This is a genomic window from Burkholderia sp. BCC0405, assembly GCF_902833075.1.
Classification (GTDB): domain Bacteria; phylum Pseudomonadota; class Gammaproteobacteria; order Burkholderiales; family Burkholderiaceae; genus Burkholderia.
Map to the genome: position 1 here is coordinate 1 of NZ_CADFEO010000039.1, position 19,536 is coordinate 19,536.

Genomic DNA, 19,536 nt, shown 5'->3' on the forward strand with positions numbered 1-19,536 from the left:
GCTGAGTGCGTGCGTCGGGTTCTCTTCGTCATTTCCTCGGTTCCTTTGCCGGCATTATCGCTGGCTCAGGCCCCGGCCGTTCCACTTATCTGGCTGTCCGATTTTGCGAGGCCACCTCTGTTCTTCGCGTACTCGACCGCCTCAGCCTCTGTGGCGAACTCGCCAAGCTGGCGAAACGCTGCTTCCCGGCTGTACCCCAATTTCGTTACCTCGACCTGGGCGGCGTACTTGCCGTCCTCCGTCACGCGCGGCTCGCAATTCATCTCGTACCCGCGCATTACAAATTTCTTCAGCATTGGTTAATCGCGTTTTTGAGACATGGGGATCGTAGCATGAGCGACTACCTCACCGCCCACGAGCTGGCCGACCTCGTCGGCTGCAAACCGAACCAGCGCGCCTCCATGACACGCTGGCTCGAACAGAATCACTGGCGCTTCGTCGTCGACAAATCGGGCCTGCCGAAGGTTGCGCGCGCATATCGCGACCGAAAGCTCGGCCTCACCACGGAAACGAAAACCTCAAGATACGATGCCGGCCCGAACCTCCAAGCCTTTTGCTAAAAATGAATCGACGGGTGTTGATCGACTGTACAAGCGAACCGGTGCCAGGAAGGTCTCTTACTGGTACAAGTACCCAGACGGTCGATCCGAAACGCTTGCCTCCGCTCCACGCGGTGATCGCACAGGCCTTGCCGTCGCCGAGCGCACGGCAAAACGTCGCGCACTGGACATTCAAGAAGGCACAATCGTGGCGGGATCGGTCGGTCAAGCCATAGAGCGGTTTCGCGATGAGGTTGATCCCGATCACTTCCGCGACCAGTCGCGTGATGGCAAAGCTGTCCGAAACTCCGCCTACGATCGTCTGACTCGCTTCTTCGGCCGTATGGCGCCACAGCGGCTCGAAACCATCCACGGTTACCAGTATCTAGACGCGCGCGCGAAGGCCGGCGCGCCGATCGGCGCCAATAAGGACATGGCGCTTATGTCGACGATGTGCAATAACTGGATCCGCTGGGGGCTCAACAAGGCAAACCCGCTTGTCGGCATGATGCAGAACAAGGCCGAGAAGGACGTGCGGGCGATCGAACGGCACCAGGTGCTGCGCTTCTATCTGTGGGCGCTTCGACAGGACCAGGCATATCGCACGATGGGCCTCGCTGCGATGTTCACGTAACTCACGGGGTTTCGTGCAGCCGAGGTGCGCCCGTACCACACGTCCGGATTGTCGGACGCCGGTGTCCTTGTCGTCGGCGCGAAACGAAAAAAGGGGGAAGCCCAGACCGTGAAGCTCAGGCATTGGTCGCCGCGTCTGCGCGCCGTGGTCGAGCGAGCGAAGCGGGGCCGGAAAACCGACAGCCTGCTTCTCTTCCCGAATCGGAAGGGGCTGATGTATTCGAAAAGCGGATGGGCGTCGGTGTGGCAGGACGCGATGTACGCCTACATCGGCGCGTACGACGCCGAGATCGCGAAGGAGTTCGAGGTCAAGAAGATGCGCGAGGCGGCACAGCGAATCGCGAACAGAATCAACCGGCCGGTCAAAGGTGGGATGGAACTAATGCTCACGAAGCACGCCGACTACTTCTCGTTACAGGACATCCGTCCCGCGGCAATTACGACGAAGCTCACGAATCGCGATTCCGATGCATACGATTTCGCGGCACACTCGAATCCGGGCACAACGCATCGGCACTACGATAGACGGAAAGTTAAGGCCGCTAGTGCGACGGAATGATCATTCGCGCTAGCGAGTCCCTCTGGCCGTCACCTCAACCTAAACGAATCACGTCGAAAATTCCCGGCGTAGGGTTGCGAGAACCTCGCCGAATGTCTCTTTAATGTTGTTCTTGGAAAATCGAATGTACTGCACCCCTTGTACATTCGAGAATTCTTCGACACCTTCTTCCAACAGGAGAATGGCGCGAGGAAAGCCCAGCCGGCCTTGAAACAAGCCAGCCTCGTGAATGACATTCTGGCGGGCCCTCATTTGACCGTCTGCCTGCTCATCCTCCGCCGTCATGACGAGAATCGCGAACGAGCTTTTCTCGACCATCTCTTCCAAAATATCGCGAATCGTATGTCCCGCCCGAGCACCGGTCTCATATGCCTCGATCTGTATACCGTGCTTATCGTGAAGATGGTCCTTCAGATCGCGCCAAGCAGCGCTACGGCCGTGTCCGATAAACACTATAGGAGCAACGTCAACGGGCTCCGGAGCGACCGGAAGCGCTGACTTAGCGGCGTTGCTTTCGAATACGTCGAATACGGCTTCGATTTCGGATTTTGTCGGAGCCTTAACCAAAACCTCGGCGTAATTCGATCTCTGCACGACGTCCACGTCGTACGATCCGCCATAGATTGAGCACCAGGCGAAGCCTGTGGACGTTCGAAAGTCACCGAAAAACTCTTCGGCATCGTCGTAGGTCCACGTCGCATCCTGAAGTTCCAACTTGAAGTTGGAATGAGTCAGGTCGGAGGATGAACTTGCGGCGAGAACCTTGACCTTCTCCATCGCAGTTCGCAGCACGTCGACACCAAACCTCGTGTTCCTATAATTTTTTTTCTTCTTCAAGGTCATTCTCCAAGCCGTCGATTGCGCGCCGGGCTCATCCCGATCGCACCAGCGATTCAAACGCAAAAAGCCCGCACAGTGTGCGGGCTTCGTTACGAAATTCAGTTTTCCGTTCCGAATTTCATATCACAAAAAGCAAAACAGGCACCTAAGCGCCTGTTTTACTTGAGAATTTTGGGGTGGCTGATGGGACTCGAACCCACGACGACAGGAATCACAATCCTGGACTCTACCAACTGAGCTACAGCCACCACTGTTACTGCTTTTTGTTCTTCGCTGCTTTTGTGTTTCAGCAGCGAAGAACAAGATTATACGAACACTTTTGAATCTTGCAAAGCTTTTTTTTCAAAAACTTCTTCGGCCTCGTTCAGATGCGCGCGCGCCTCGTCGAACACGGCCAGATCCGCACGCGCAAGCTTCTTGTTGTCGGACAGCACACGACGCCAACCGCGTGCGCCGGGCATGCCGCGATACAGCCCGAGCGCGTGCCGCACGATCGCGCCGAGGTAGGTGCCGCGCTTCAGTTCGGCCGCGCAGTATTCGATCAGCTTCGCCTCGGCCTCTTCGCGCGTCGGCACCGCTGCGGTCGATCCGTAGAAGCGCGTATCAACCTCCGCGAGCACGTACGGGTTGTGATACGCCTCGCGGCCGAGCATCACGCCGTCGACATGCTCGAGATGCTGCGCAACCTCGTCGAGCGTCGTGATGCCGCCGTTGATGACGATCTCGAGCGACGGGAAGTCGCGCTTCAGCTGATACGCATAGTCGTACTTGAGCGGCGGAATCTCGCGGTTCTCCTTCGGCGACAGCCCCTTCAGGATCGCATTGCGCGCATGCACGACGAACGTTTCGCAGCCAGCCTCGGCCACCGTGCCGACGAAGTCGCGCACGAATGCGTAGTCTTCGACCGCGTCGACACCGATCCGATGCTTGACCGTGACCGGCACCGACACCGCATCGCGCATCGCCTTCACGCAATCGGCGACGAGCTGCGGCTCGTTCATCAGGCACGCGCCGAACGCGCCGCGCTGCACGCGCTCGGACGGGCATCCGCAATTCAGGTTGATTTCGTCGTAGCCCCACTGCTCGCCGAGCTTCGCCGCGCGCGCGAGATCGTCGCGCTCGCTGCCGCCCAGTTGCAGCGCAACCGGCGATTCGTTCGGCGTGAACGCGAGATGCCGCTGGGCATCGCCGAACAGCAGCGCACCCGTCGTGATCATCTCCGTATACAGCCACGTGTCGCGCGTCAACGTCCGGTGGAACGACCGGCAATGGCGGTCGGTCCAGTCGAGCATCGGGGCTACAGCAACCTTGCGAGCGCCGAATTTTCCGGAAAATCCCATAAAATCAATGATGTATTGAGGTTTTTGCTACGGACAATCCTACCGATGCTTACCTAAATTTACTGCTATTTCGCATTTCGTTGCTACGGGATTGCTACAATCGCTCCTCACAAACGAGGCGACGATGGCATCCATCCTGAAGATCGGCGAGAAGTGGCGCGCACAAGTCAGACGAAAGGGGCATCCTCCGCTCACGCGCACATTCGACAAACGAAAGCATGCCGAGGACTGGGCGCGAAGCATCGAGGAAGAAATGCGCGCGGGCAAATTCGCAGATGAACGCAAACTAGCAGATATTACCATCCCGCAGCTCATCCAAAGGTATGAGGAAGAAGTCGGCAAGCACAAGACCATCGGCAAGTCCAAGCTCGGCGCCCTTAAGTTCTTGAAGGCCGGATTAGCCGATGTGACGCTTGCAACCCTAGACTCCCATGCAATCATTGACTATGCAAAGAAGCGCAAGGAGTCCGGCACGGGCGGCGTGACGATCGGGCTTGAAATGACCCATTTCGCCAATGTCCTGCGGATTGCCCGATCAGTGTTCAAGATTCCGTTTGCTGGAACGCCAGTCGAGGACGCGCGTCCTTCCCTGAAGTTTCTCACCCTCATCACCAAATCCCAGGAACGGGACCGTCGTCCGACCGACGAAGAGATCGATGCGCTCTGTAGGTATTTTGACGGGAAGGTCCGCCAGCGCATTCCCATGTCGGACATCATCCGATTTGCTATCGCTACGACAATGCGGGCCAGCGAGATCACGTCTCTTCGCTGGGATGACTTGAACGAGCAAGACCGGACTATCGTCATTCGCGATCGCAAGCATCCAAACGAGAAGATCGGCAACAACCAAACGGTGCCGTTGCTTGGTGAGGCGTTTGAGATCGTGAAACGCCAGCCAAAGTCGGAGGATGGCCGCATCTTCCCATATAACGAAAAAACGTTCTCGTCTATCTTCCCGCGCGCATGCAATGACTTGAAGATCCACGATCTGCGTTTCCATGACCTGCGGCATGAAGGCATCTCGCGGTTGTTTGAACAGGCCTACCGGATCGAACAGGTTGCCTTAGTTAGCGGACATCGTGACTGGAGAATGCTGCGACGCTATACGCAGGTTAAGGCGAAGAACCTACATCGAGACTAAGCGGCAATGCGATTCAGCTTCGCATGCTGCTGCTTGGCTGATTCTCGCTCGCGATCTAGGTATTCTGCCACGTCTCGGATATCGGCAACCCATTTGTTGGCACATTTTTGCATCGGGATTGGAAACTGTCCGAGACTCAATTCATTATATGCTGTCTGCTTGGCATAACCGATAGCCTCGCAGACTTCGTCAAGTGATAACCGAAGTTTCGAATCAAATTGCGCCATCAGAATAAACAAAGATTTCATGTCGTCCTCGCAAAGAATCACCCCGAGAACTTGTTTATGCGGTCTTTGCCGCTTCCCAATCTTTACCCTGCTCGCGCTCAATCACCTTCCGCGCCTCATCGACCTCTTTCCCGTAGCGCACCTCTGTTTGCAGCGCCAGCGCGAACTCGCATTGGGCGCAGTAGCATTTCCATGGGATGCCGTGCTTGCAAGACTCATTCATACTGCACTCCATCGTATGCGAAATCAAACTCATCGCACATATACTGAATGGCCCGCAAATCTTTCTCGGTCGGCATATAACCAGCCCGAACTCGGATCATCCCACCAGGCCATCTGAAATTCCCGGCCAACCACTCCAGTGCCGTCAAATCCGTCCACTCTTCCCTTAACTCGTCAGTTGCTTGCGGCATACCAAACTCCATGCGGCTGATTGCTAGGATTCTTTGAAACGTGTGGCGCATTCAAGTCTCGCATGCTTTATATGCAGCCATAGCTTGCGCCTTTGCTTCTTCTGGCGTCGATACTGGTGTGCGGCAGGTATTGTTGCCGAATCCATACCAGTACCATCCGACTACATCGAATCGGTTTGTCTTGGAATATAACGGACGCACGCTCGCCAGAATTTCTCCATCTTTCTTCAGATTAAAACCGCGCGTTCCCTGCACGACTCTTCGAAGCCCTATTTCACTCGGTTGCTTGCTCCAACGTGCGTGACTCATCCTTGCTCTCCCATCTTCCCAAGCTCTGCGGCGGCTCGGACGATGGCGCGACGCATAGAGGCGTACACATCCGCTCCGATCGGCTCATCGCATAAGAAAGTCTCCCAATCGCCCAAGCCGGTATGTTCTGCAACCGAGCATTGAATCAACTGACTATCGTTGAGAAAAATGTATTCGATTCTAAGTTTCGTTGCCAGACACAGCGCGGCGCCATCGTCTAGCAACGGGTTCCACTCGCTTCCCAAGCTACCGTTTTCCAGAAACGCGAAAAATCCTTGGAATTGCCCATCAAATCCGCAATTCCAGACGCCATCAATCCCAGCCGCCTTCGCCGCCCATTCCAACATCTCTCTATCGGTCATTCTGTTCTCCCTCAATGGCAGGGGCATGCGCACTCCAGCGACTGCACGCAGGAGATCGCATGCGGATGTCTGAGCCGGGTCCGCCGGTCCAAGCATGCTCCATGAGTGCGCATTTCCAGTAGACCCGCGCGCACATGCTGCCGGTAGATCGTTTGTGTTCGCAGGTCTTGCACGTCTCGCCAGCGGGCCCGGTTCCCGGCGTAGCCGCATAACCGTTCGGTTGCGTAGGCTTTCTTCCTGGCTTCGCCTCGCTGATGCGCTCAACAATCGTTTCGCCAAAGAGGTCAACTATTTCTCGGACGATCATTATCTTCCCCTTGTCATCGCGCGAGAACTTCCCGAACGCGCTTGATCGTTGCTAGGCAGACTTCATCGAATCCGTTGCCTTGCTCCGTATCGATGATCACTCCCTGAAGCTCCAAACCAAGCCACCGCCGATCCGCTTCTCGGGCTTCGAGTTCGGATAGGAGGGATTCGACAAGTTGCATGATGCCGTTCCGATCCGCCGCATCAACCGGCTTCGTGCAGTCATTGACTCGCGCCAACAGCGCTTTCATCTTCGAGATGTCGATCATCGTTTCCCTCGTGGAAGTTTCACTTTCGGCCGAAGTGCAACATTGGCCGCTATCGTCATAGCAGAGTGAAGTTCATGCGATGCGCGATAGAGAAGAAGCATCTCGTAGGTTTGCTGGTCTGGCTGGATGCACTCTTGGCGTAATTGGCCTGTAGCGTCTCGCACGATCACCCAAATCGGCTGATTGCTCCATCCAGGCCCGTTCGCGGGTTCGGCGAATGCGGTGATGACTCGTTCGTCTTTTCCGATTTTCAGTTTCTCGCTCATCCCTTCTCTCCATTGGGGGCGGCCGTCAAAGCTAGATATAGTGCATACATATTCTCGCTCAGGCCATTTGCGCGTACCTCGTCGTTGTGCGCATCGCATGGATGAACTCGCACCTCATCGAGTGCGTCGCGCAGCAGCGCTTGAGCGGCTTCGATGATCGAATCCCTGTCGGGAGTGGTGCGGCGGGCGGCTTGCCGTTCAAGCGCATCGATAAGTTCTGCCAGATAGCGGATTTCGTTGGCCGCCTCGGCCATTACCATGCAGTCGTCAGCGGTATACAAAGGTGCATTTAATTTTTCGTAGAGTTCTCGTTGCGCATCATTCATCATCATCTCCCTTAATTGGAGCGGGCAAAGGCTCGGAAAGATCAATTCCGAGCATGGTCATCACTGCATCGATCTTCGTCAGTTCTATTTCGAAGTCCATACGATGCGTTTCGCCTTCGCATGTGAACGGCAATCCGTTATGAATTACTAGCGCATAGCGAGCTACATGCAGGGCCTCAATGATGTTTGCATCGCGCTTCATCGCATTGATGGAGACGGCGGCAGGTTTGCACTTAGGCATCGGTGGAGGTTCATTTCTGACCTTCGGTAATAGTCCCGCCTCGATTCGACATACATTGCACAAGGCTGGACCACCGCACCTAGCAGGCTGTTGAAAAGCGCCTCGCTTTGATGACCGGGGCGCTGTTTAAAAGGATTTCGTATGCGCTTGGCTGCCGAGTTGCCAACGAATCGCCGACGCTGGACCGTTCGCGAGCGGTCCAGCCGGCGCGTTGCCGTGCGACGGCCGCGCTTGGGCGGCTCATTGCACCGCTCCTTGAGGCACCACCGTCAGCATTCGCGCCATTCGAGTCAGATTGCTCGCCAGCATCGTCAGCTTGAAGTGCTGGTCGACCCGTTTGAGGCCGCGATACGCGGTCTGTCGTATCCTGCCGACGGTCTTGCCCCAGCCGAAGTGCTCTTCGATGCGTTTGCGAATCACTTGGCTAATGCCATAACCGGCGTGCCGCGAGGTACGGCCGTCGATCGCACTGCCGCCTTGATGCGTGTCGTTGCGCGCGACGTGTGGCGTCACTTTGCGCGCTCGGCAATCCCGCACAAAGTCGCGCATGTCGTAACCCTTGTCGGCGCCGAGCGTCTTGGCGTGACGACCCGGCACGCAATCGATCAGGCGCAACGCACTCGCGCGTTCGCCGAAACCATCAGCGTGGCTGACCACTGCGCCGACCACCAAGCCCGAGCGGTTCTCCATCAGGATGTGCCCCTGATAACACAGGATGGCTCCGCTTTGCCGCCCCTTTCGGAACAGGCGCGCATCCGGATCGGTGCTCGATTCATGCGTGTCGTTACTGCGGCGCTTGCCCTTCCAGTCGGTGTCGACATTGCGGCCACCGCCGGCTGGCGGATCGTCCGAGCCGTCCTTGGGACGGAAGCTCTTGTGACTGGCCCACGCCTGGATCAGTGTGCCATCGACCGAGAAGTGCTCTCTGGACAGCAACCCTTGCTTGTCCGCCAAGCTCATGACTTCGGTAAAGAACGCCTCGATTACTTCGTGCTCAAGCAGCCGGTCGCGGTTCTTCGAGAATACCGAGTGGTCCCAGACGGCGTCTTCGATGGCCAAGCCGACGAACCAGCGAAACAGCAGGTTGTAGCGCATCTGCTCCATCAGCATGCGCTCGCTGCGGACCGAGTAGAACACTTGCAGCAACAACGCACGCAGCAATTTCTCCGGTGCAATCGAGGCGCGGCCACTGTCCGCGTAGATCGTGCCGAACAACCCGTTGAGCCGCTTCAGTGCCTGATTGACCAGCAGCCGCAGCGGCCGCAACGGGTGATCGGCCGGCACGAAGTCTTCCAGCTTCACCGTCGTGAACAGCGGTTCTTGCATCTCGTCCATTCCACGCATCGGCTCATCCGCTCAAGGTCATGAACACGATATCTCTAACGCACCGCTCCCAAAGCCCGTTTACACCGTTCCCAAATTCAACAGCCTGCTAGCTTTAGCTCCATCAGGACGCGGATTAATCCATCCATGCCCTTGGCTGACGGCTTGCGCGATGGCCGCAGACCGTTCGCGACTTTCTTTGCAGACGCATGCTTTGCCCTTGATATAGAAGCCGCAAGTTTCGATACATTTCTCCGTCAGCATGTCACCGGTGATCTTCATGGCCTGCTCCGGTGGAGGGTGTAGAGAGGTGTCTTACGTGCGCCATCGTTCCGCTCCGCGATTGAAGCGTCTGCGCTGGCCTCGCGAATGAACGCCTTGTCGACGAAGGTTCGGCCACCCTCAACAACCCATGCACGAGGCTCCCTGCAAACCTTCTCCAGCACGGCGGCAGTGAACGCGACCCAGAGATTCGGAGCACACTTGTTTCGCGCCTCCCATTCCGCATGGACGCGTTCGTAGATTGCGTCGACCTCGTCGTCGCTAAGAATCGGTTCAGTCATTGGCCTTCTCCTGCGCGGGCGGCATAAGCGGCCTCGAGCGCGGCTTTAGCCTCAAGCCTGAATTCATCGCCGTGGATCTTCCAGTTATCGTCGCGATCGACGTAGCATAGGTCGGCGTTGCTATCCGAGAGCACTCGTGCGGCAGCGCTGATTTCAGCCTCCGTCACCTCGGCGCGCGGCTCCGGCTGAACCGGATGGGCGATCAGCACGTCAAGAAGGCCGTTTGCTGCTTCGCGATCTTCCTTGTGCCCGGTATTGCGTAGGCATGCCTCTGCTTGCTCGATCTTGTCGCGCTGATCGTCGGTGAGGAATGCGCGCGGCTCCGGCTGCTGAGCGGCGAGGAGGGCTTCAATGCGGCCTGCCGCATCTGCGATTCCTTCGCCGGGCGTGGTTTGCGCGGCTGCGTAAATTTCGTGCGCAAGGCTCGTCAGTGTCTTATTCATGCTTTCCCCTTTGGCAATTTCAGGTCAGGATTGGCGTTGCGGATCAGGTCGATGGCGTCATCTGCCCCCTGCCGAGCGGCTACCTGCGCGGGCGGGGCGTCGAGATAGCACGGGATCGAATACGGCCGCACTGATGACGCGGTTGCACCACCATCGGCCAATGCTCTCTGCTTTTGCGCAGCCGTGATCGACCGATCATCATCGGTTACCCAAGCGCCTACGATTCCCCCGGCTATCGCCTGCCCCGCTGCCGCTGCGGGCTTGGGGTGGTGGCACGCGCCTTCGCTGCGGCACTGACCCGGCAAATCACATGCGCGAAACTGGCAGTTCTCAAACGGCGGATTCGCTGCGGGCTTCGATGCTCCCGCGCGCTCGTTCCAGGCAGCGCGCGCGGCCGCTTCCGGCGTGTCGAGCCGTTCGGCGCGCAGTCCGAATGCTTCGCGCTCGTACCACCACGCCTCGAACGCCGCCCGCTCGTCTGCGGGCTGCGATGCTGCCGCGCGGCCAGACCAAATTGAAAAATGGAACTCAGTGTCCGCTACGCGGTTGGCGTTTGCCCAGCGCGAGAACGCCGCCCGCTCGTCCACCGGCGCTGCCGCTGCATCTGCGGCTTGCGCCCGGTAAAGATCAAGTTCGAGGCGAATTTTCGCGGCTTCCTCGGGCAGCTTCTGGAGCGTTTCAGCGGCAGGGCGGTCAGCTTCCTCGCCGAGCAGCGCCGCTGCGACCCCCGCGAGCACCGTGCTCAGGCGCTCGATGACGTACTTGTCCTCTGCCGCTGCATCTGCGGAGGGAGGCTGCGGAGCGACTCCCGATGCTCTCAGATAGATGGGCACATAATTGTCACTGCGCTGACGGGCAAAAATTTGGGTTTGAGTGAAGTCGAAGCCGTGCTCGCAGATTTCTTGAACTGCATTTTTGTGGACGTAGAACGCCGCCCGCTCGTCTGCCGGCGCTGCCGCTGCATCTGGGGAGGGAGGCTGCGGGGCGCCGTAGAGCTTCATCCCCTTCGGCAAATCGTCCAAAGCTTCGATGACTGGCTCGATATGCTTGTACCCGTCCGCGTCTTCGCAGACCTCCGCAATCCAAGTGGACAAATGGGGTTCGGCAAGCGCGTTTATCGTTTCCTCGATGGCCATGTAAGCGCACTGCCACATGTTGGTGCCGGGGCTGGCGTGACATTCGACCTCGCACTTACGGGCGATCTCGGACTTGCGATCTTCAGTCAGAAAGCCGGCTTGGATCGGCACCGCTCCCGCCAACTCAATGCGAGGGGCGCGGGCGCCCAGCGCTTCCAACATTTCTGCCGCAGCGTGCAGCAGGCCGCCTGCCTTGGTGCCTGCAACACCTGCGCAGCGCAAATCATGCGCCATCTGCGCCACCCGCTCATCCGCCCCATTGCCCGTGCCTTCGAGCGGGGCGAAAAGTTTTACCGCTTTCTCGCTGGCGCGGAACGCTTCCTTGCCAACGTCATTCGCGCGAGCCCATTCGAAGGCGGCCATGCCAACCGCTCGTAAGTCGCCGCCATATCGCCATGCCTGAAGCAATCGAATCAGGTGCCAGCGCATCATCCCGTTGAATGCCGCGCGTTCCGATTCGGGCGTTGCCGGATAATCATCGGCGTCGTCATCCCGCTCGTCTGCCGCTGGCGGTTCGGGCTGCGCGTTTGCGGCGCGATCCTTTTCTTCTTGCTCGCCCTGAGCATGGGCGTCGCTCATCGCCTCATCGATGCTTTCTTCGATGACACCAAGAATCGCATCGGCGCTGTTGAACTGATGACCTTGATCGAGCATTCCCATCAGGAGGCGACGAAGGGCTTGAACGTTGGCGATCACTCCCTGCGCATAAACGGTATGGCCGGCCGGCGCTGCTTCGTGCTGCTCGACAGATGAATCAAACGCTGCGGCGATCAGCTGGGCATTGCGCTTGCACTCCGCAAGACGCTTTGGGTCATCCGTCATCGTGTACGCAATTGAGATACCGAGTGCTTCAAGATCGATCGCGCGCACGATCACGTCGTGTGTTTGTCTAGGCGTGCGCGCATCAGCGCGGCTATTGTCGGTGGTGGTCATGGTCATTCTCCTGAGCTGGCGAACTCGCCGTAAAGCCGCTTGGCTGCGTCGCAATAGGACTGATGAGCCTCTTCTGGCGTATCGAACGTTCCGAGATAGATGCTCTTGTAGTTGAACTTGATGCGGGCAACAAAGCGATCGCGAGTTGTGCCCATCTTTCGACAAACACCCTTGAAACCAGTGCTGCTGGTTCGGTTGATACGGCGATTCCTGTTGTTCTCGGCAAGCGTGCAGACGCGGATATTCGATCTCTGGTTATTTAGACGATTTCCGTCTGCGTGATCGGTCGCCTTCCCGTCTCCGTTCGTAAGCCCGAGGATCTGTCGGTGCATGAGGATTTGCATCTTTCTTCCGCTTCGTTGATCTATCCATCGACGCCTGGCATACCCCTTTGGACTCAACGACCATGTGTATTGCGATAGGTCGTCGAAATCTGCGTCGTCTACCAGCGCGACTGAGCCGTTCGCAAGCCGGATCTCTTTCATGGTGGTCCTCAGGTGGTCAGGATGTCTTGCGCGGCGAGGATGAATTGCGCGGCCGGCCGCAGGTCGATGGCGTTTCCGAGGGCGCGCAACTTAGCCACTCGGGCGGGTATCCCATTTCCCAGCCAGCGAACTCGGGGTGGAGGGAGCCGCCGCCACTTTCCATCGGGGCATTCGACGTATTGGCAACCGTCGATACTTGCGACGGCAGCGGAGAACCCCCGGCTCCGAAACTCATGTTCGGTCCACCCTTCGCCCCATCCGAAGCACGAATCATCGACCACATGGCGAGCACGACGTTCTGCAACGTCACTTGCGCTTTCGAGCCGTCCGGCTTGCGACCCGACATCGACGTCCCCTCGGGAATCGTCTGTCCGCCACTCGGGGTTGTCGCTGTCGGATAGAGAGCCAGCAGGATTTTGCGAATCGCAACCTGTCCCGCGCTGTTGCCGGCCTCGTTGTTGCCGTCGCGTGCCGGCGCGTTGCTGGTCATCGTGGGCCACAAACCAAAAACGATCTCGAAAGTGCTCCGCACCCGCGCTCGCGGCTTCGACAGGCATTGCCCCCACGGCGTATTCCAGGGCTTCCAGGTTATGTCGCACGAGACCGAGCCAGTCAGTCGCTGCCGCAACCTGTTCTCCAAAGATCGTTGCAGGGCGTCGCTCTTTGATGAGCCAATACCATGCAGGCCAGAGGTGTCGCGGGTCATCAAACCCAAGTCCCTTGCCTGCGAGGGAGAAAGGTTGGCACGGACAACTGCCGGTCCAAACAGGTCGTTCGTCGGGCCATCCAGCCATGCGCAGCGCGCGTGACCATCCTCCAAGGCCGGCGAAGAAATGGCACTGGTCGTAGGCTCGCAGGTCATCAGGTCGGACATCCTCAATACTCCGTTCGTCGACATCGCCAGGAGCGATGTGCCCCGCGGCGATCAGGTTGCGCAGCCACTGCGCTGCATACGGGTCGATCTCGCTGTAGTACGCAGGCACGTCATCCTCAATCAGTAGAACTGCCCCAAAAAGTCGGGCCCTGTGGTAGCGGTCCTTCCAAGGGAAAATAGGCGCACCACTCCACCCTGCGGAGAAACGCCGCCCTTATGTCGGCCTATTCCTTTGTTGGATGGGTGGTGCGTGGAGAGTCAGTGCGCTTGTTGCGGCACCGGAAGGCCGAAAGCCTTCAGAAGATATGGATCTGGATCGGGTTGGCGCGCATACCATGCTCGATAGTCGTATGGCACATCTGCAATCGGCTTGCCCGCATGCTTGCCAAACGACATATGCGTCGGAATTCGCGCGCGCTCAGAGAACTGATACACGTCTTCCCATGTCCTCAGATCCTGGTCAGCATGCTCGATGATTGCAAAGAGTACGCGCGCGCAGAGATAACAATCGGCAAGTGCATTGTGCGCGTCGCGTAGTTCGAGACGCACCGCTTCCAGATTTGATCCGAGCATGTAGCTTAATGCGCCAAGCGTGTGCGACTCGGCATCCGGCCAGACCCGTCGTGCCATCGCCAGCGTGCAAATGCGCTTCACGTTCAACTTACCTGCGACCTCCCAATCGAAGTCAACCTTATGTCCGATCATGTACGTCATATCGTTCGGCAAACGGAACTCGACGTTCGGCGGACAATTAACCAAATCCGAAGGCAGGATATGGTGAACGGCCATCGCGCCGAAGCTGATTGCTTTGGTCGGCTGGTAGCGTTGCAGGAACACGTCGCGCGGAGCGTGATCAGCCAGATCGTCGCTCATTGTTAGTAGCGCCGCTTCGATTAATTGTGGATCGTCCGCGCTTGTCGTTTCGGTGTCGAAAATGTATGCGGTCATTTGATTTCCAACCTGTTTTTTTGTTCTAGGTGAGCACCGGGGATTTCTTGCCCTGCCTTCAGCGCATCCTTCAGCGCCGCCTTATCAAGCGACGGTTGCGGCGGTTCCGGCGTCTTAAGAAACGACGGCGGAATCTTCTTCTCGTCGTCCACGATCAGCGACGGTGGATTCTTCCGGATCGATAGCACAAAGAACGGCGATTCGATTTTTTGGAGTTTCGCATGCTCCATGTTGGAAAGCAGATATTCCCGGACATGATTCGCTTTCTTTCTGATCGCTGCCGCACGCTCACTCATCATTTCAATCTGCGTCTCGATGGCGGCTGCGCTGGATTCTAGATTGCGAACAAACATGGCGACATTGATCGACTTCGTTTCAATATCACCGTTGATTGAATCTAGCGTGTCTTTAAATGTCTGCTCGTCCAACCCAAGTTGTTCGAGCTGGTCAAGTTGCTGACGATACTCGCCAGCGATGGCGAAAAGGCTAAGGTTCATTTGTCTCGGCTCCCGAGGAATTGAACTACGTCCGCGATGATCTCAGTCGAATACTTGTCTTGCCCATTGTTGTCTTGCCACTTCCGCGTCTTGATTCTCCCCTCGACGTACAGTGAAGAACCTTTTTTGACATGCTCGGAGACGATCTCGGCCAGCTTTCCGAAGAACGCGATCCGATGCCATTCGGTAACGTCCTTCGGTTCTCCAGTGGACTTGTCTTTGTACTTGTCAGATGTGGCAAGCCGGATATTTGTAATCGCGTCGCCACTCGGCAAATATCGTGTCTCGGGATCGGCGCCCACGTTGCCGACGAGGATGACCTTGTTGACGGATGCCATAGTTACGCCGCCTTTTTCAATTCTTTCATGCGTTGATTGAACGTCGCATTCGCGGCGGCCTTCTGCTCTTTGGTCAGGCCATTCATGATGGCTACCAACTCGGGGACAGTGGTAGCGGCTTTCATTTGCTCAACTGTCGCCATGTCTGCGGGATCTTCTGGAAGAGATTCTGTTCGCTTGGAGGCGCTTTTCGAAGTCGTGTTCGACGCCGCTCTTTCACCTACACCTGACCCAGAGTTACCGTCATCGTCGTCTTGATACAAACCGGTAATTGCGGCAAGGGCATAACGGCGCGCGTAAGTCATCGCCGATCCATATCCCTGCGGATCTTGCTTCGGCAATGGCATGACCAGTGTGTCCTCAATCCATTCGCCAGAAACATGTTGCAATCGCGTGGCCAAATGAAGCTTGCCATCCTCCGATGGACTTGCTGACTGAATGAAGATGATATCTGCCTCATTCAAGGCAGGTTTAATGGCATCAATAACAGCTGGCAGATCCGCATACTTATTCTTGAAATGCGGATTTGTAGCGTCCTTACTAGCGAACGTTATTGCCTTCTGTGCTGCCAATAACGCTGCCGAAATCTTTCCCAGACTTTCGCTCGTTTTCACATTGTGCTCCGAAGATTTGATGCCAGCCAAGGGCGTCCTCGGCTTCCTGTTCCTGCTGCTCTTGTTGCTGTTGCGCTTGCCAAAATGAATCGTCGTCGTCCGTCATGCGACACCTATTCGAGGTTGCGCCGATGCCACTCGGCGACCAACGCATCCAGTTCCGCCCCAACCGCTTCCCTAGCATGTCGCTCGTCGCGCCAGCGGTTGCCGTCTGCCAACTCGTAGCGCCTAAGGACATTCGATGCTTGGTTGATTTGCGCCAGAAGTTCTCGCCGGTTCATGGTTTCGATGTTCATGCTGGCGCTCCCGTCAATGGGTTGTATGTCCCGCGCTTCGGCGCATTGGCGTGATGCGTCAGATATCGCGTCCCGAGCGCCTCAATCTGCTTGAATCGTTGGAACTCGTAGAGAGCGTCGCGACGTTCAGCATCGCTCAGACCCGTGTCCCAGTTTTTGATATCGGTATTCTTTGCAATCATCTCGCTCTCCTAGCATCCAAGTCCCGAATACTCAGCCGCCTGCTGTTGCTTAGCGATCTCGAAACACGCAGCGCAGCACGTTTTCTTCAACTCCCAGCGTTTGCTGAAAAAGTAGCCGGTGAAATGTTCTCGCGGCTTCACGTCGTCTTTCAGCTTCCCGCAGTCGTCGCACCGATCCAGCACGCGCGTCGTCATCTGGCGACTGTTCCACGCTTCTCTGTCCATCACTGCCCCATCACGACAAGTTCGACATATCGAATCGCCTGGTATGCGCAGAACGATCCGACGATCAGGTTTGCGACGAGCGCGGCGTAGAAGCGAACCCAGAATCCGTTCATGGCCTTTCCTTTTCGGCTTTCATGGCCTTTATTTCGTCGCGAGTTGCGAGACGCTTACCGAAACCGGATTTGACGAATACTGGCTTGTTGACGCGAAGCTTCTTGATGCTGTGTTCAAACATGCGACGCGGTGGATTACCATTCCATGAGGCGATGATGTATGTCCCGTGCACTTCGATAACGCGCACGATCCAACATCCCATCGTGCTCGCCGTCGTATTGCCCATCTTCGTTCGATGCACGTCATAGAGCACATCGCCAGGTTTCAGTTTGCTCATTGTTGCCATGGCGTTCTCCAGTAGTAGTCCTCAAGGCTTTGTGGGGATGGGGCCGGTGGTGTGGCTCCGGCTTGCTGCCGCGCGGTGTGGGCCGCAATACGTGCGAGGCTCGCGGCTCGAACTACTTGCCTCGTCTACGCCGACGCCTACCCGTATTTCCGCCCTATTGTTGATCGGGCCGATCGTTGCCATGAGCGATGCCTCGCCGTGGCCGGGTAAATGCTCCCTAGTCGCTGCGCAGTCACCACCCGCGCATTCCCATCCCTACAAAGCCTTTGGCACCATCATCACTTGACTGGCGTCTGAATCTTGTCCATAAACGCCCTGAACGCCGCATCGTCGCGCTTGCGTTGCTCGCCGCGAATCCAGTCTTTAAAGGGCATCATGATCCGGCGTGCCGCATCGAGACGCGCGAAAATTTCCTCGTGGCTTTCCTCTTTCATGTTGCCTCCTTCACATACTGGTTGTAGATCGGCTCGGCCCGCTCCTTGTCGCCGGCAATCGCAAAACTGATAGCCCATGCGATCCGTTCTTGCGCTTCTTTATCGTTTCTATCGCGAGCCGCAGCATGGGCAACTCGCAGACGCCATATTTCCATTTCCATCACCGTCGCTTGATTGGTTCTAACAATCTTTCCTCCGGCCATCCTCTATGGATTCTGCTTCTTATATTGTCAATGGATATGCCATATTTCTCAGCGGCCTCAACCGCGAGCATTGGTCCATCGGGAGTATTGATTGTTCTCGTCTGCCGAGTATTACGCGCTTGATCTTTAGGAGTCGCCCATTTGCAATTTCCAGGCTCATATCCTTTGTTGTTATCAATCCTGTCAATAGACAATCCTTTAGGCCTGTCCCCCATATCCAAATAAAAATTTTCGAACTTCATCCATCGTTCGCATACCTTGATTCCTCGGCCGCCGTATCTTTCATAGTTTGGATTATTTGGGTTGTTGCATCTGGATCTCATATTGCACCAGATGTTATATATGCTTTTCCTTCTCATGCCATGAGTCAGCTTCGACATTCTCATGGTGACGCTTGCCTTTTCTCTGGCCAAGCATCCGCATGATTGTGATTTTCCGCCCCTTAGTGAACTAAGTTGGACGATTCTTTTCGTCCCACAATCACACAGAACCCAAACTTGCTGACTGCCCCATTTATTCATTCCCACTTCAGCAATCACAACATAGCGTCCATATCGATGATTTAAGGCATCGACCTTTTTGCCCATCTTCACCCCCTCGGATTAACAACATGCCCGCAGAACAAGGCGCACTGCACGCGGGCTTCGTTGCAGCAGGCGAGTTCGGGAAGCGTCATTACGCGAGCGATGCCGTGTACGCTCACGACAAAGCGAAGATGACCGTCCAGGCTCGCAGTCGCCGCGCGGTGTAGGGCTTTGGTGGGGCGCATGGCTACCTCTCGTCATAATCGATGGCCAGCATCAGATCAATGTCTTCCTCTGACATCGTGTGTGTATCGCGGGCAGTACAAACCTGCCGCCCTTCTTTCATGATCCCGATTGCTTCCTTGCCCGCGGCCCAGCTAGAGAACGTGCCGAGATATCGACCGTTCGAATAAAGCATCCCGCCGTTCAGTTCGAGATCGCCTCGGTTCCAGTTCATGTCAGTTCTCCCGCGCGCGGAGCATGGCGTCGGCGTAGCAATAGCTCCATCGGGCACGCCGTTGCCATGTATCGGTTTCGCCATCCGCCCAGCCAAAATCATCGGGAACGTCAGGTGCATGCGCCGCGAAGTAGTCGCGGAGCGACATGCCGTTCGCGCCCTGGTGCATCGTGTCGCCGTCATCGGCGATGTACGTCTTCGTGGTGGACGGAAACGCCGGGCCACCATTTTTGATATGGTTCATCTCACACCTCGTTCTCAAACATTCCCGTCGCCTCAGCAACCGCCTTCGCCAACTCTCCATAGCAGCAATCGCAGCTACCGATGAATTCAGCCACGAAACGACGACAGAGGGCATCCATTGGCTCGCTCGGATCGAGCTTGAACTTTCTCGCGAAACCAGCAATTTCATGCTCGGCCTCGGCCATGCCAAGCTCGTAGCCGCGATCATGACCAGCGTCGAAGATCGCTTGCTCATGCTCGGCCTGCGCCTGCATGCGCGCGTCCCGATACTCAACGCCGCGCATTGTTCCGGATAGAGTGCTCATGTCAAACCTTGACCGGCTCACCTTCGGCATTCAGCGAATACCAGGTGTCCGCTTTGATGCCATCGCGACCCACGATGAACGCCTTCGCATGAAGGATCCGACCATAGTCATCTCCATCTGCATCCTCATCGCGATAAATCAGAAATAAAGCTGCGCCTTCAATGCCGCGCGCACGACCTTCAAAACCCGAGGCCATAGCAGCAGAATGGCGACCGCTGGCCGTTGCCGCACCGCGAGGGCCGCTGGCCGTTGCCGCACCGCTATCGCCGCTGGCCGTTGCCGCACCGCGAGGGCCGCTGGCCGTTGCCGCACCGCTATCGCCGCTGGCCGTTGCCGCACCGC

General features: G+C 57.0%; 35 protein-coding genes, 1 tRNA gene and 2 pseudogenes. 5 read left to right on the top strand and 33 right to left on the bottom strand.

Annotated features, from left to right (window positions below):
- Window positions 1-65: 65 nt before the first annotated feature.
- Entirely contained in the window at window positions 66-296 is a 231-nt protein-coding gene (locus tag HWX36_RS35705) for a hypothetical protein (protein ID WP_175958421.1), read from the bottom strand.
- A gap of 36 nt (window positions 297-332) precedes the next feature.
- Here HWX36_RS35705 and HWX36_RS35710 point away from each other — a divergent pair, with 36 nt between their 5' ends.
- From HWX36_RS35710 to HWX36_RS35720, 3 genes are read left to right on the top strand one after another with little or no spacing between them, the layout of a single operon-like run.
- Window positions 333-560, top strand: a complete 228-nt coding sequence (locus tag HWX36_RS35710) for a DUF4224 domain-containing protein (RefSeq protein WP_175958422.1) — start codon at window positions 333-335, stop codon at window positions 558-560.
- Complete coding sequence (locus HWX36_RS35715) at window positions 529-1,173, top strand: hypothetical protein (protein ID WP_175958423.1); 645 nt, start codon at window positions 529-531, stop codon at window positions 1,171-1,173. Before HWX36_RS35710 ends, HWX36_RS35715 begins: the two co-directional genes overlap by 32 nt.
- A gap of 24 nt (window positions 1,174-1,197) precedes the next feature.
- A complete protein-coding gene (locus HWX36_RS35720; protein ID WP_175958424.1) occupies window positions 1,198-1,731 on the top strand; it encodes a hypothetical protein in 534 nt (177 codons plus the stop codon).
- Window positions 1,732-1,779: 48 nt separating this feature from the next.
- Here the strand turns inward: HWX36_RS35720 and HWX36_RS35725 are convergent, their stop codons facing one another.
- The 3 genes from HWX36_RS35725 to dusA all read right to left on the bottom strand — a co-directional run bounded on the left by HWX36_RS35725 (window position 1,780) and on the right by dusA (window position 3,911).
- Window positions 1,780-2,568, bottom strand: a complete 789-nt coding sequence (locus HWX36_RS35725) for a nucleotide-binding protein (RefSeq protein WP_175958425.1) — start codon at window positions 2,566-2,568, stop codon at window positions 1,780-1,782.
- Window positions 2,569-2,743: 175 nt separating this feature from the next.
- Window positions 2,744-2,819: transfer RNA gene (locus HWX36_RS35730), tRNA-His, on the bottom strand.
- Window positions 2,820-2,876: 57 nt separating this feature from the next.
- A complete protein-coding gene (gene dusA / locus HWX36_RS35735) occupies window positions 2,877-3,911 on the bottom strand; it encodes a tRNA dihydrouridine(20/20a) synthase DusA (protein ID WP_175958426.1) in 1,035 nt (344 codons plus the stop codon).
- A 124-nt stretch (window positions 3,912-4,035) separates the two neighbouring features.
- On the opposite strand from dusA, the gene HWX36_RS35740 reads away from it, so the two are divergent.
- Complete coding sequence (locus tag HWX36_RS35740; protein ID WP_175958427.1) at window positions 4,036-5,052, top strand: site-specific integrase; 1,017 nt, start codon at window positions 4,036-4,038, stop codon at window positions 5,050-5,052.
- Here the strand turns inward: HWX36_RS35740 and HWX36_RS35745 are convergent.
- From HWX36_RS35745 to HWX36_RS35865, 25 genes and pseudogenes are all read right to left on the bottom strand, one after another.
- On the bottom strand, window positions 5,049-5,300 hold the full coding sequence (locus HWX36_RS35745) for a pyocin activator PrtN family protein (RefSeq protein WP_175958428.1): 252 nt from the start codon (window positions 5,298-5,300) through the stop codon (window positions 5,049-5,051). The two genes, HWX36_RS35740 and HWX36_RS35745, sit on opposite strands and share 4 nt — an antisense overlap.
- Window positions 5,301-5,334: 34 nt before the next feature.
- Window positions 5,335-5,502, bottom strand: coding sequence for a hypothetical protein (locus HWX36_RS35750; protein ID WP_175958429.1), 168 nt, complete (start codon window positions 5,500-5,502; stop codon window positions 5,335-5,337).
- Window positions 5,495-5,743, bottom strand: coding sequence for a hypothetical protein (locus tag HWX36_RS35755; protein WP_175958430.1), 249 nt, complete (start codon window positions 5,741-5,743; stop codon window positions 5,495-5,497). Before HWX36_RS35755 ends, HWX36_RS35750 begins: the two co-directional genes overlap by 8 nt.
- Window positions 5,744-6,001 carry a hypothetical protein gene (locus HWX36_RS35760; RefSeq protein ID WP_175958431.1) on the bottom strand — a complete coding sequence of 86 codons (258 nt, stop codon included), beginning with the start codon at window positions 5,999-6,001 and terminating at the stop codon, window positions 5,744-5,746. It abuts the gene before it with no gap.
- Window positions 5,998-6,363 carry a hypothetical protein gene (locus tag HWX36_RS35765; protein WP_175958432.1) on the bottom strand — a complete coding sequence of 122 codons (366 nt, stop codon included), beginning with the start codon at window positions 6,361-6,363 and terminating at the stop codon, window positions 5,998-6,000. The genes HWX36_RS35760 and HWX36_RS35765 overlap by 4 nt, the downstream gene beginning before the upstream one ends.
- Window positions 6,364-6,683: 320 nt before the next feature.
- Complete coding sequence (locus tag HWX36_RS35770; RefSeq protein ID WP_175958433.1) at window positions 6,684-6,938, bottom strand: hypothetical protein; 255 nt, start codon at window positions 6,936-6,938, stop codon at window positions 6,684-6,686.
- Window positions 6,935-7,204, bottom strand: a complete 270-nt coding sequence (locus HWX36_RS35775; RefSeq protein WP_175958434.1) for a hypothetical protein — start codon at window positions 7,202-7,204, stop codon at window positions 6,935-6,937. Before HWX36_RS35775 ends, HWX36_RS35770 begins: the two co-directional genes overlap by 4 nt.
- On the bottom strand, window positions 7,201-7,530 hold the full coding sequence (locus tag HWX36_RS35780; protein ID WP_175958435.1) for a hypothetical protein: 330 nt from the start codon (window positions 7,528-7,530) through the stop codon (window positions 7,201-7,203). The genes HWX36_RS35775 and HWX36_RS35780 overlap by 4 nt, the downstream gene beginning before the upstream one ends.
- Window positions 7,523-7,771 carry a hypothetical protein gene (locus HWX36_RS35785; protein WP_175958436.1) on the bottom strand — a complete coding sequence of 83 codons (249 nt, stop codon included), beginning with the start codon at window positions 7,769-7,771 and terminating at the stop codon, window positions 7,523-7,525. Before HWX36_RS35785 ends, HWX36_RS35780 begins: the two co-directional genes overlap by 8 nt.
- A 240-nt stretch (window positions 7,772-8,011) precedes the next feature.
- Window positions 8,012-9,106 carry an IS5-like element ISButh6 family transposase gene (locus tag HWX36_RS35790; protein WP_175958437.1) on the bottom strand — a complete coding sequence of 365 codons (1,095 nt, stop codon included), beginning with the start codon at window positions 9,104-9,106 and terminating at the stop codon, window positions 8,012-8,014.
- Window positions 9,107-9,175: 69 nt separating this feature from the next.
- Window positions 9,176-9,376: a hypothetical protein gene (locus HWX36_RS35795; RefSeq protein ID WP_175958438.1), complete on the bottom strand. Its 201-nt coding sequence runs from the start codon at window positions 9,374-9,376 to the stop codon at window positions 9,176-9,178.
- Window positions 9,373-9,657, bottom strand: coding sequence for a hypothetical protein (locus tag HWX36_RS35800; protein WP_175958439.1), 285 nt, complete (start codon window positions 9,655-9,657; stop codon window positions 9,373-9,375). Before HWX36_RS35800 ends, HWX36_RS35795 begins: the two co-directional genes overlap by 4 nt.
- Window positions 9,654-10,100, bottom strand: coding sequence for a hypothetical protein (locus tag HWX36_RS35805; RefSeq protein ID WP_175958440.1), 447 nt, complete (start codon window positions 10,098-10,100; stop codon window positions 9,654-9,656). Before HWX36_RS35805 ends, HWX36_RS35800 begins: the two co-directional genes overlap by 4 nt.
- Window positions 10,097-12,169, bottom strand: coding sequence for a hypothetical protein (locus tag HWX36_RS35810; RefSeq protein ID WP_175958441.1), 2,073 nt, complete (start codon window positions 12,167-12,169; stop codon window positions 10,097-10,099). The genes HWX36_RS35805 and HWX36_RS35810 overlap by 4 nt, the downstream gene beginning before the upstream one ends.
- A 2-nt stretch (window positions 12,170-12,171) precedes the next feature.
- Window positions 12,172-12,654: an AP2 domain-containing protein gene (locus HWX36_RS35815; protein ID WP_175958442.1), complete on the bottom strand. Its 483-nt coding sequence runs from the start codon at window positions 12,652-12,654 to the stop codon at window positions 12,172-12,174.
- Between the two features lie 8 nt (window positions 12,655-12,662).
- Window positions 12,663-13,448 (bottom strand): DNA cytosine methyltransferase, encoded by a 786-nt coding sequence (locus HWX36_RS35820; RefSeq protein WP_244136609.1) that lies wholly within the window; start codon window positions 13,446-13,448, stop codon window positions 12,663-12,665.
- Window positions 13,449-13,786: 338 nt separating this feature from the next.
- The gene (locus tag HWX36_RS35825) at window positions 13,787-14,476 is read right to left on the bottom strand and encodes a DUF3820 family protein (protein ID WP_175958444.1); all 690 of its coding nucleotides are present in this window, start codon (window positions 14,474-14,476) and stop codon (window positions 13,787-13,789) included.
- Window positions 14,473-14,973 (bottom strand): siphovirus Gp157 family protein, encoded by a 501-nt coding sequence (locus HWX36_RS35830; RefSeq protein ID WP_175958445.1) that lies wholly within the window; start codon window positions 14,971-14,973, stop codon window positions 14,473-14,475. The genes HWX36_RS35825 and HWX36_RS35830 overlap by 4 nt, the downstream gene beginning before the upstream one ends.
- A gap of 5 nt (window positions 14,974-14,978) precedes the next feature.
- Window positions 14,979-15,311 (bottom strand): annotated as a pseudogene (gene ssb / locus HWX36_RS35835) (single-stranded DNA-binding protein); the annotation flags it as partial.
- A gap of 2 nt (window positions 15,312-15,313) precedes the next feature.
- Window positions 15,314-15,925: an ERF family protein gene (locus HWX36_RS35840; RefSeq protein WP_175958447.1), complete on the bottom strand. Its 612-nt coding sequence runs from the start codon at window positions 15,923-15,925 to the stop codon at window positions 15,314-15,316.
- Window positions 15,926-16,038: 113 nt separating this feature from the next.
- On the bottom strand, window positions 16,039-16,221 hold the full coding sequence (locus tag HWX36_RS35845) for a hypothetical protein (RefSeq protein WP_175958448.1): 183 nt from the start codon (window positions 16,219-16,221) through the stop codon (window positions 16,039-16,041).
- Window positions 16,218-16,403, bottom strand: a complete 186-nt coding sequence (locus HWX36_RS35850; protein WP_175958449.1) for a hypothetical protein — start codon at window positions 16,401-16,403, stop codon at window positions 16,218-16,220. The genes HWX36_RS35845 and HWX36_RS35850 overlap by 4 nt, the downstream gene beginning before the upstream one ends.
- A gap of 334 nt (window positions 16,404-16,737) precedes the next feature.
- Complete coding sequence (locus tag HWX36_RS35855; RefSeq protein WP_175958450.1) at window positions 16,738-17,028, bottom strand: hypothetical protein; 291 nt, start codon at window positions 17,026-17,028, stop codon at window positions 16,738-16,740.
- 278 nt (window positions 17,029-17,306) lie between these two features.
- The gene (locus tag HWX36_RS35860) at window positions 17,307-17,462 is read right to left on the bottom strand and encodes a hypothetical protein (protein WP_175958451.1); all 156 of its coding nucleotides are present in this window, start codon (window positions 17,460-17,462) and stop codon (window positions 17,307-17,309) included.
- A complete protein-coding gene (locus HWX36_RS35865) occupies window positions 17,459-17,665 on the bottom strand; it encodes a hypothetical protein (protein ID WP_175958452.1) in 207 nt (68 codons plus the stop codon). The genes HWX36_RS35860 and HWX36_RS35865 overlap by 4 nt, the downstream gene beginning before the upstream one ends.
- Window positions 17,666-18,275: 610 nt before the next feature.
- Here HWX36_RS35865 and HWX36_RS35870 point away from each other — a divergent pair.
- Window positions 18,276-18,416 (top strand): hypothetical protein, encoded by a 141-nt coding sequence (locus tag HWX36_RS35870; RefSeq protein ID WP_175958453.1) that lies wholly within the window; start codon window positions 18,276-18,278, stop codon window positions 18,414-18,416.
- Between the two features lie 20 nt (window positions 18,417-18,436).
- On the opposite strand, the gene HWX36_RS35875 is transcribed toward HWX36_RS35870, so the two are convergent.
- The 4 genes and pseudogenes from HWX36_RS35875 to HWX36_RS35890 all read right to left on the bottom strand — a co-directional run.
- Complete coding sequence (locus tag HWX36_RS35875) at window positions 18,437-18,646, bottom strand: hypothetical protein (RefSeq protein ID WP_175958454.1); 210 nt, start codon at window positions 18,644-18,646, stop codon at window positions 18,437-18,439.
- Window position 18,647: 1 nt separating this feature from the next.
- The gene (locus tag HWX36_RS35880) at window positions 18,648-18,890 is read right to left on the bottom strand and encodes a hypothetical protein (protein WP_175958455.1); all 243 of its coding nucleotides are present in this window, start codon (window positions 18,888-18,890) and stop codon (window positions 18,648-18,650) included.
- Between the two features lies 1 nt (window position 18,891).
- The gene (locus HWX36_RS35885) at window positions 18,892-19,194 is read right to left on the bottom strand and encodes a hypothetical protein (protein ID WP_175958456.1); all 303 of its coding nucleotides are present in this window, start codon (window positions 19,192-19,194) and stop codon (window positions 18,892-18,894) included.
- A gap of 1 nt (window position 19,195) precedes the next feature.
- Window positions 19,196-19,536, bottom strand: a pseudogene (locus tag HWX36_RS35890) (hypothetical protein); the annotation flags it as partial.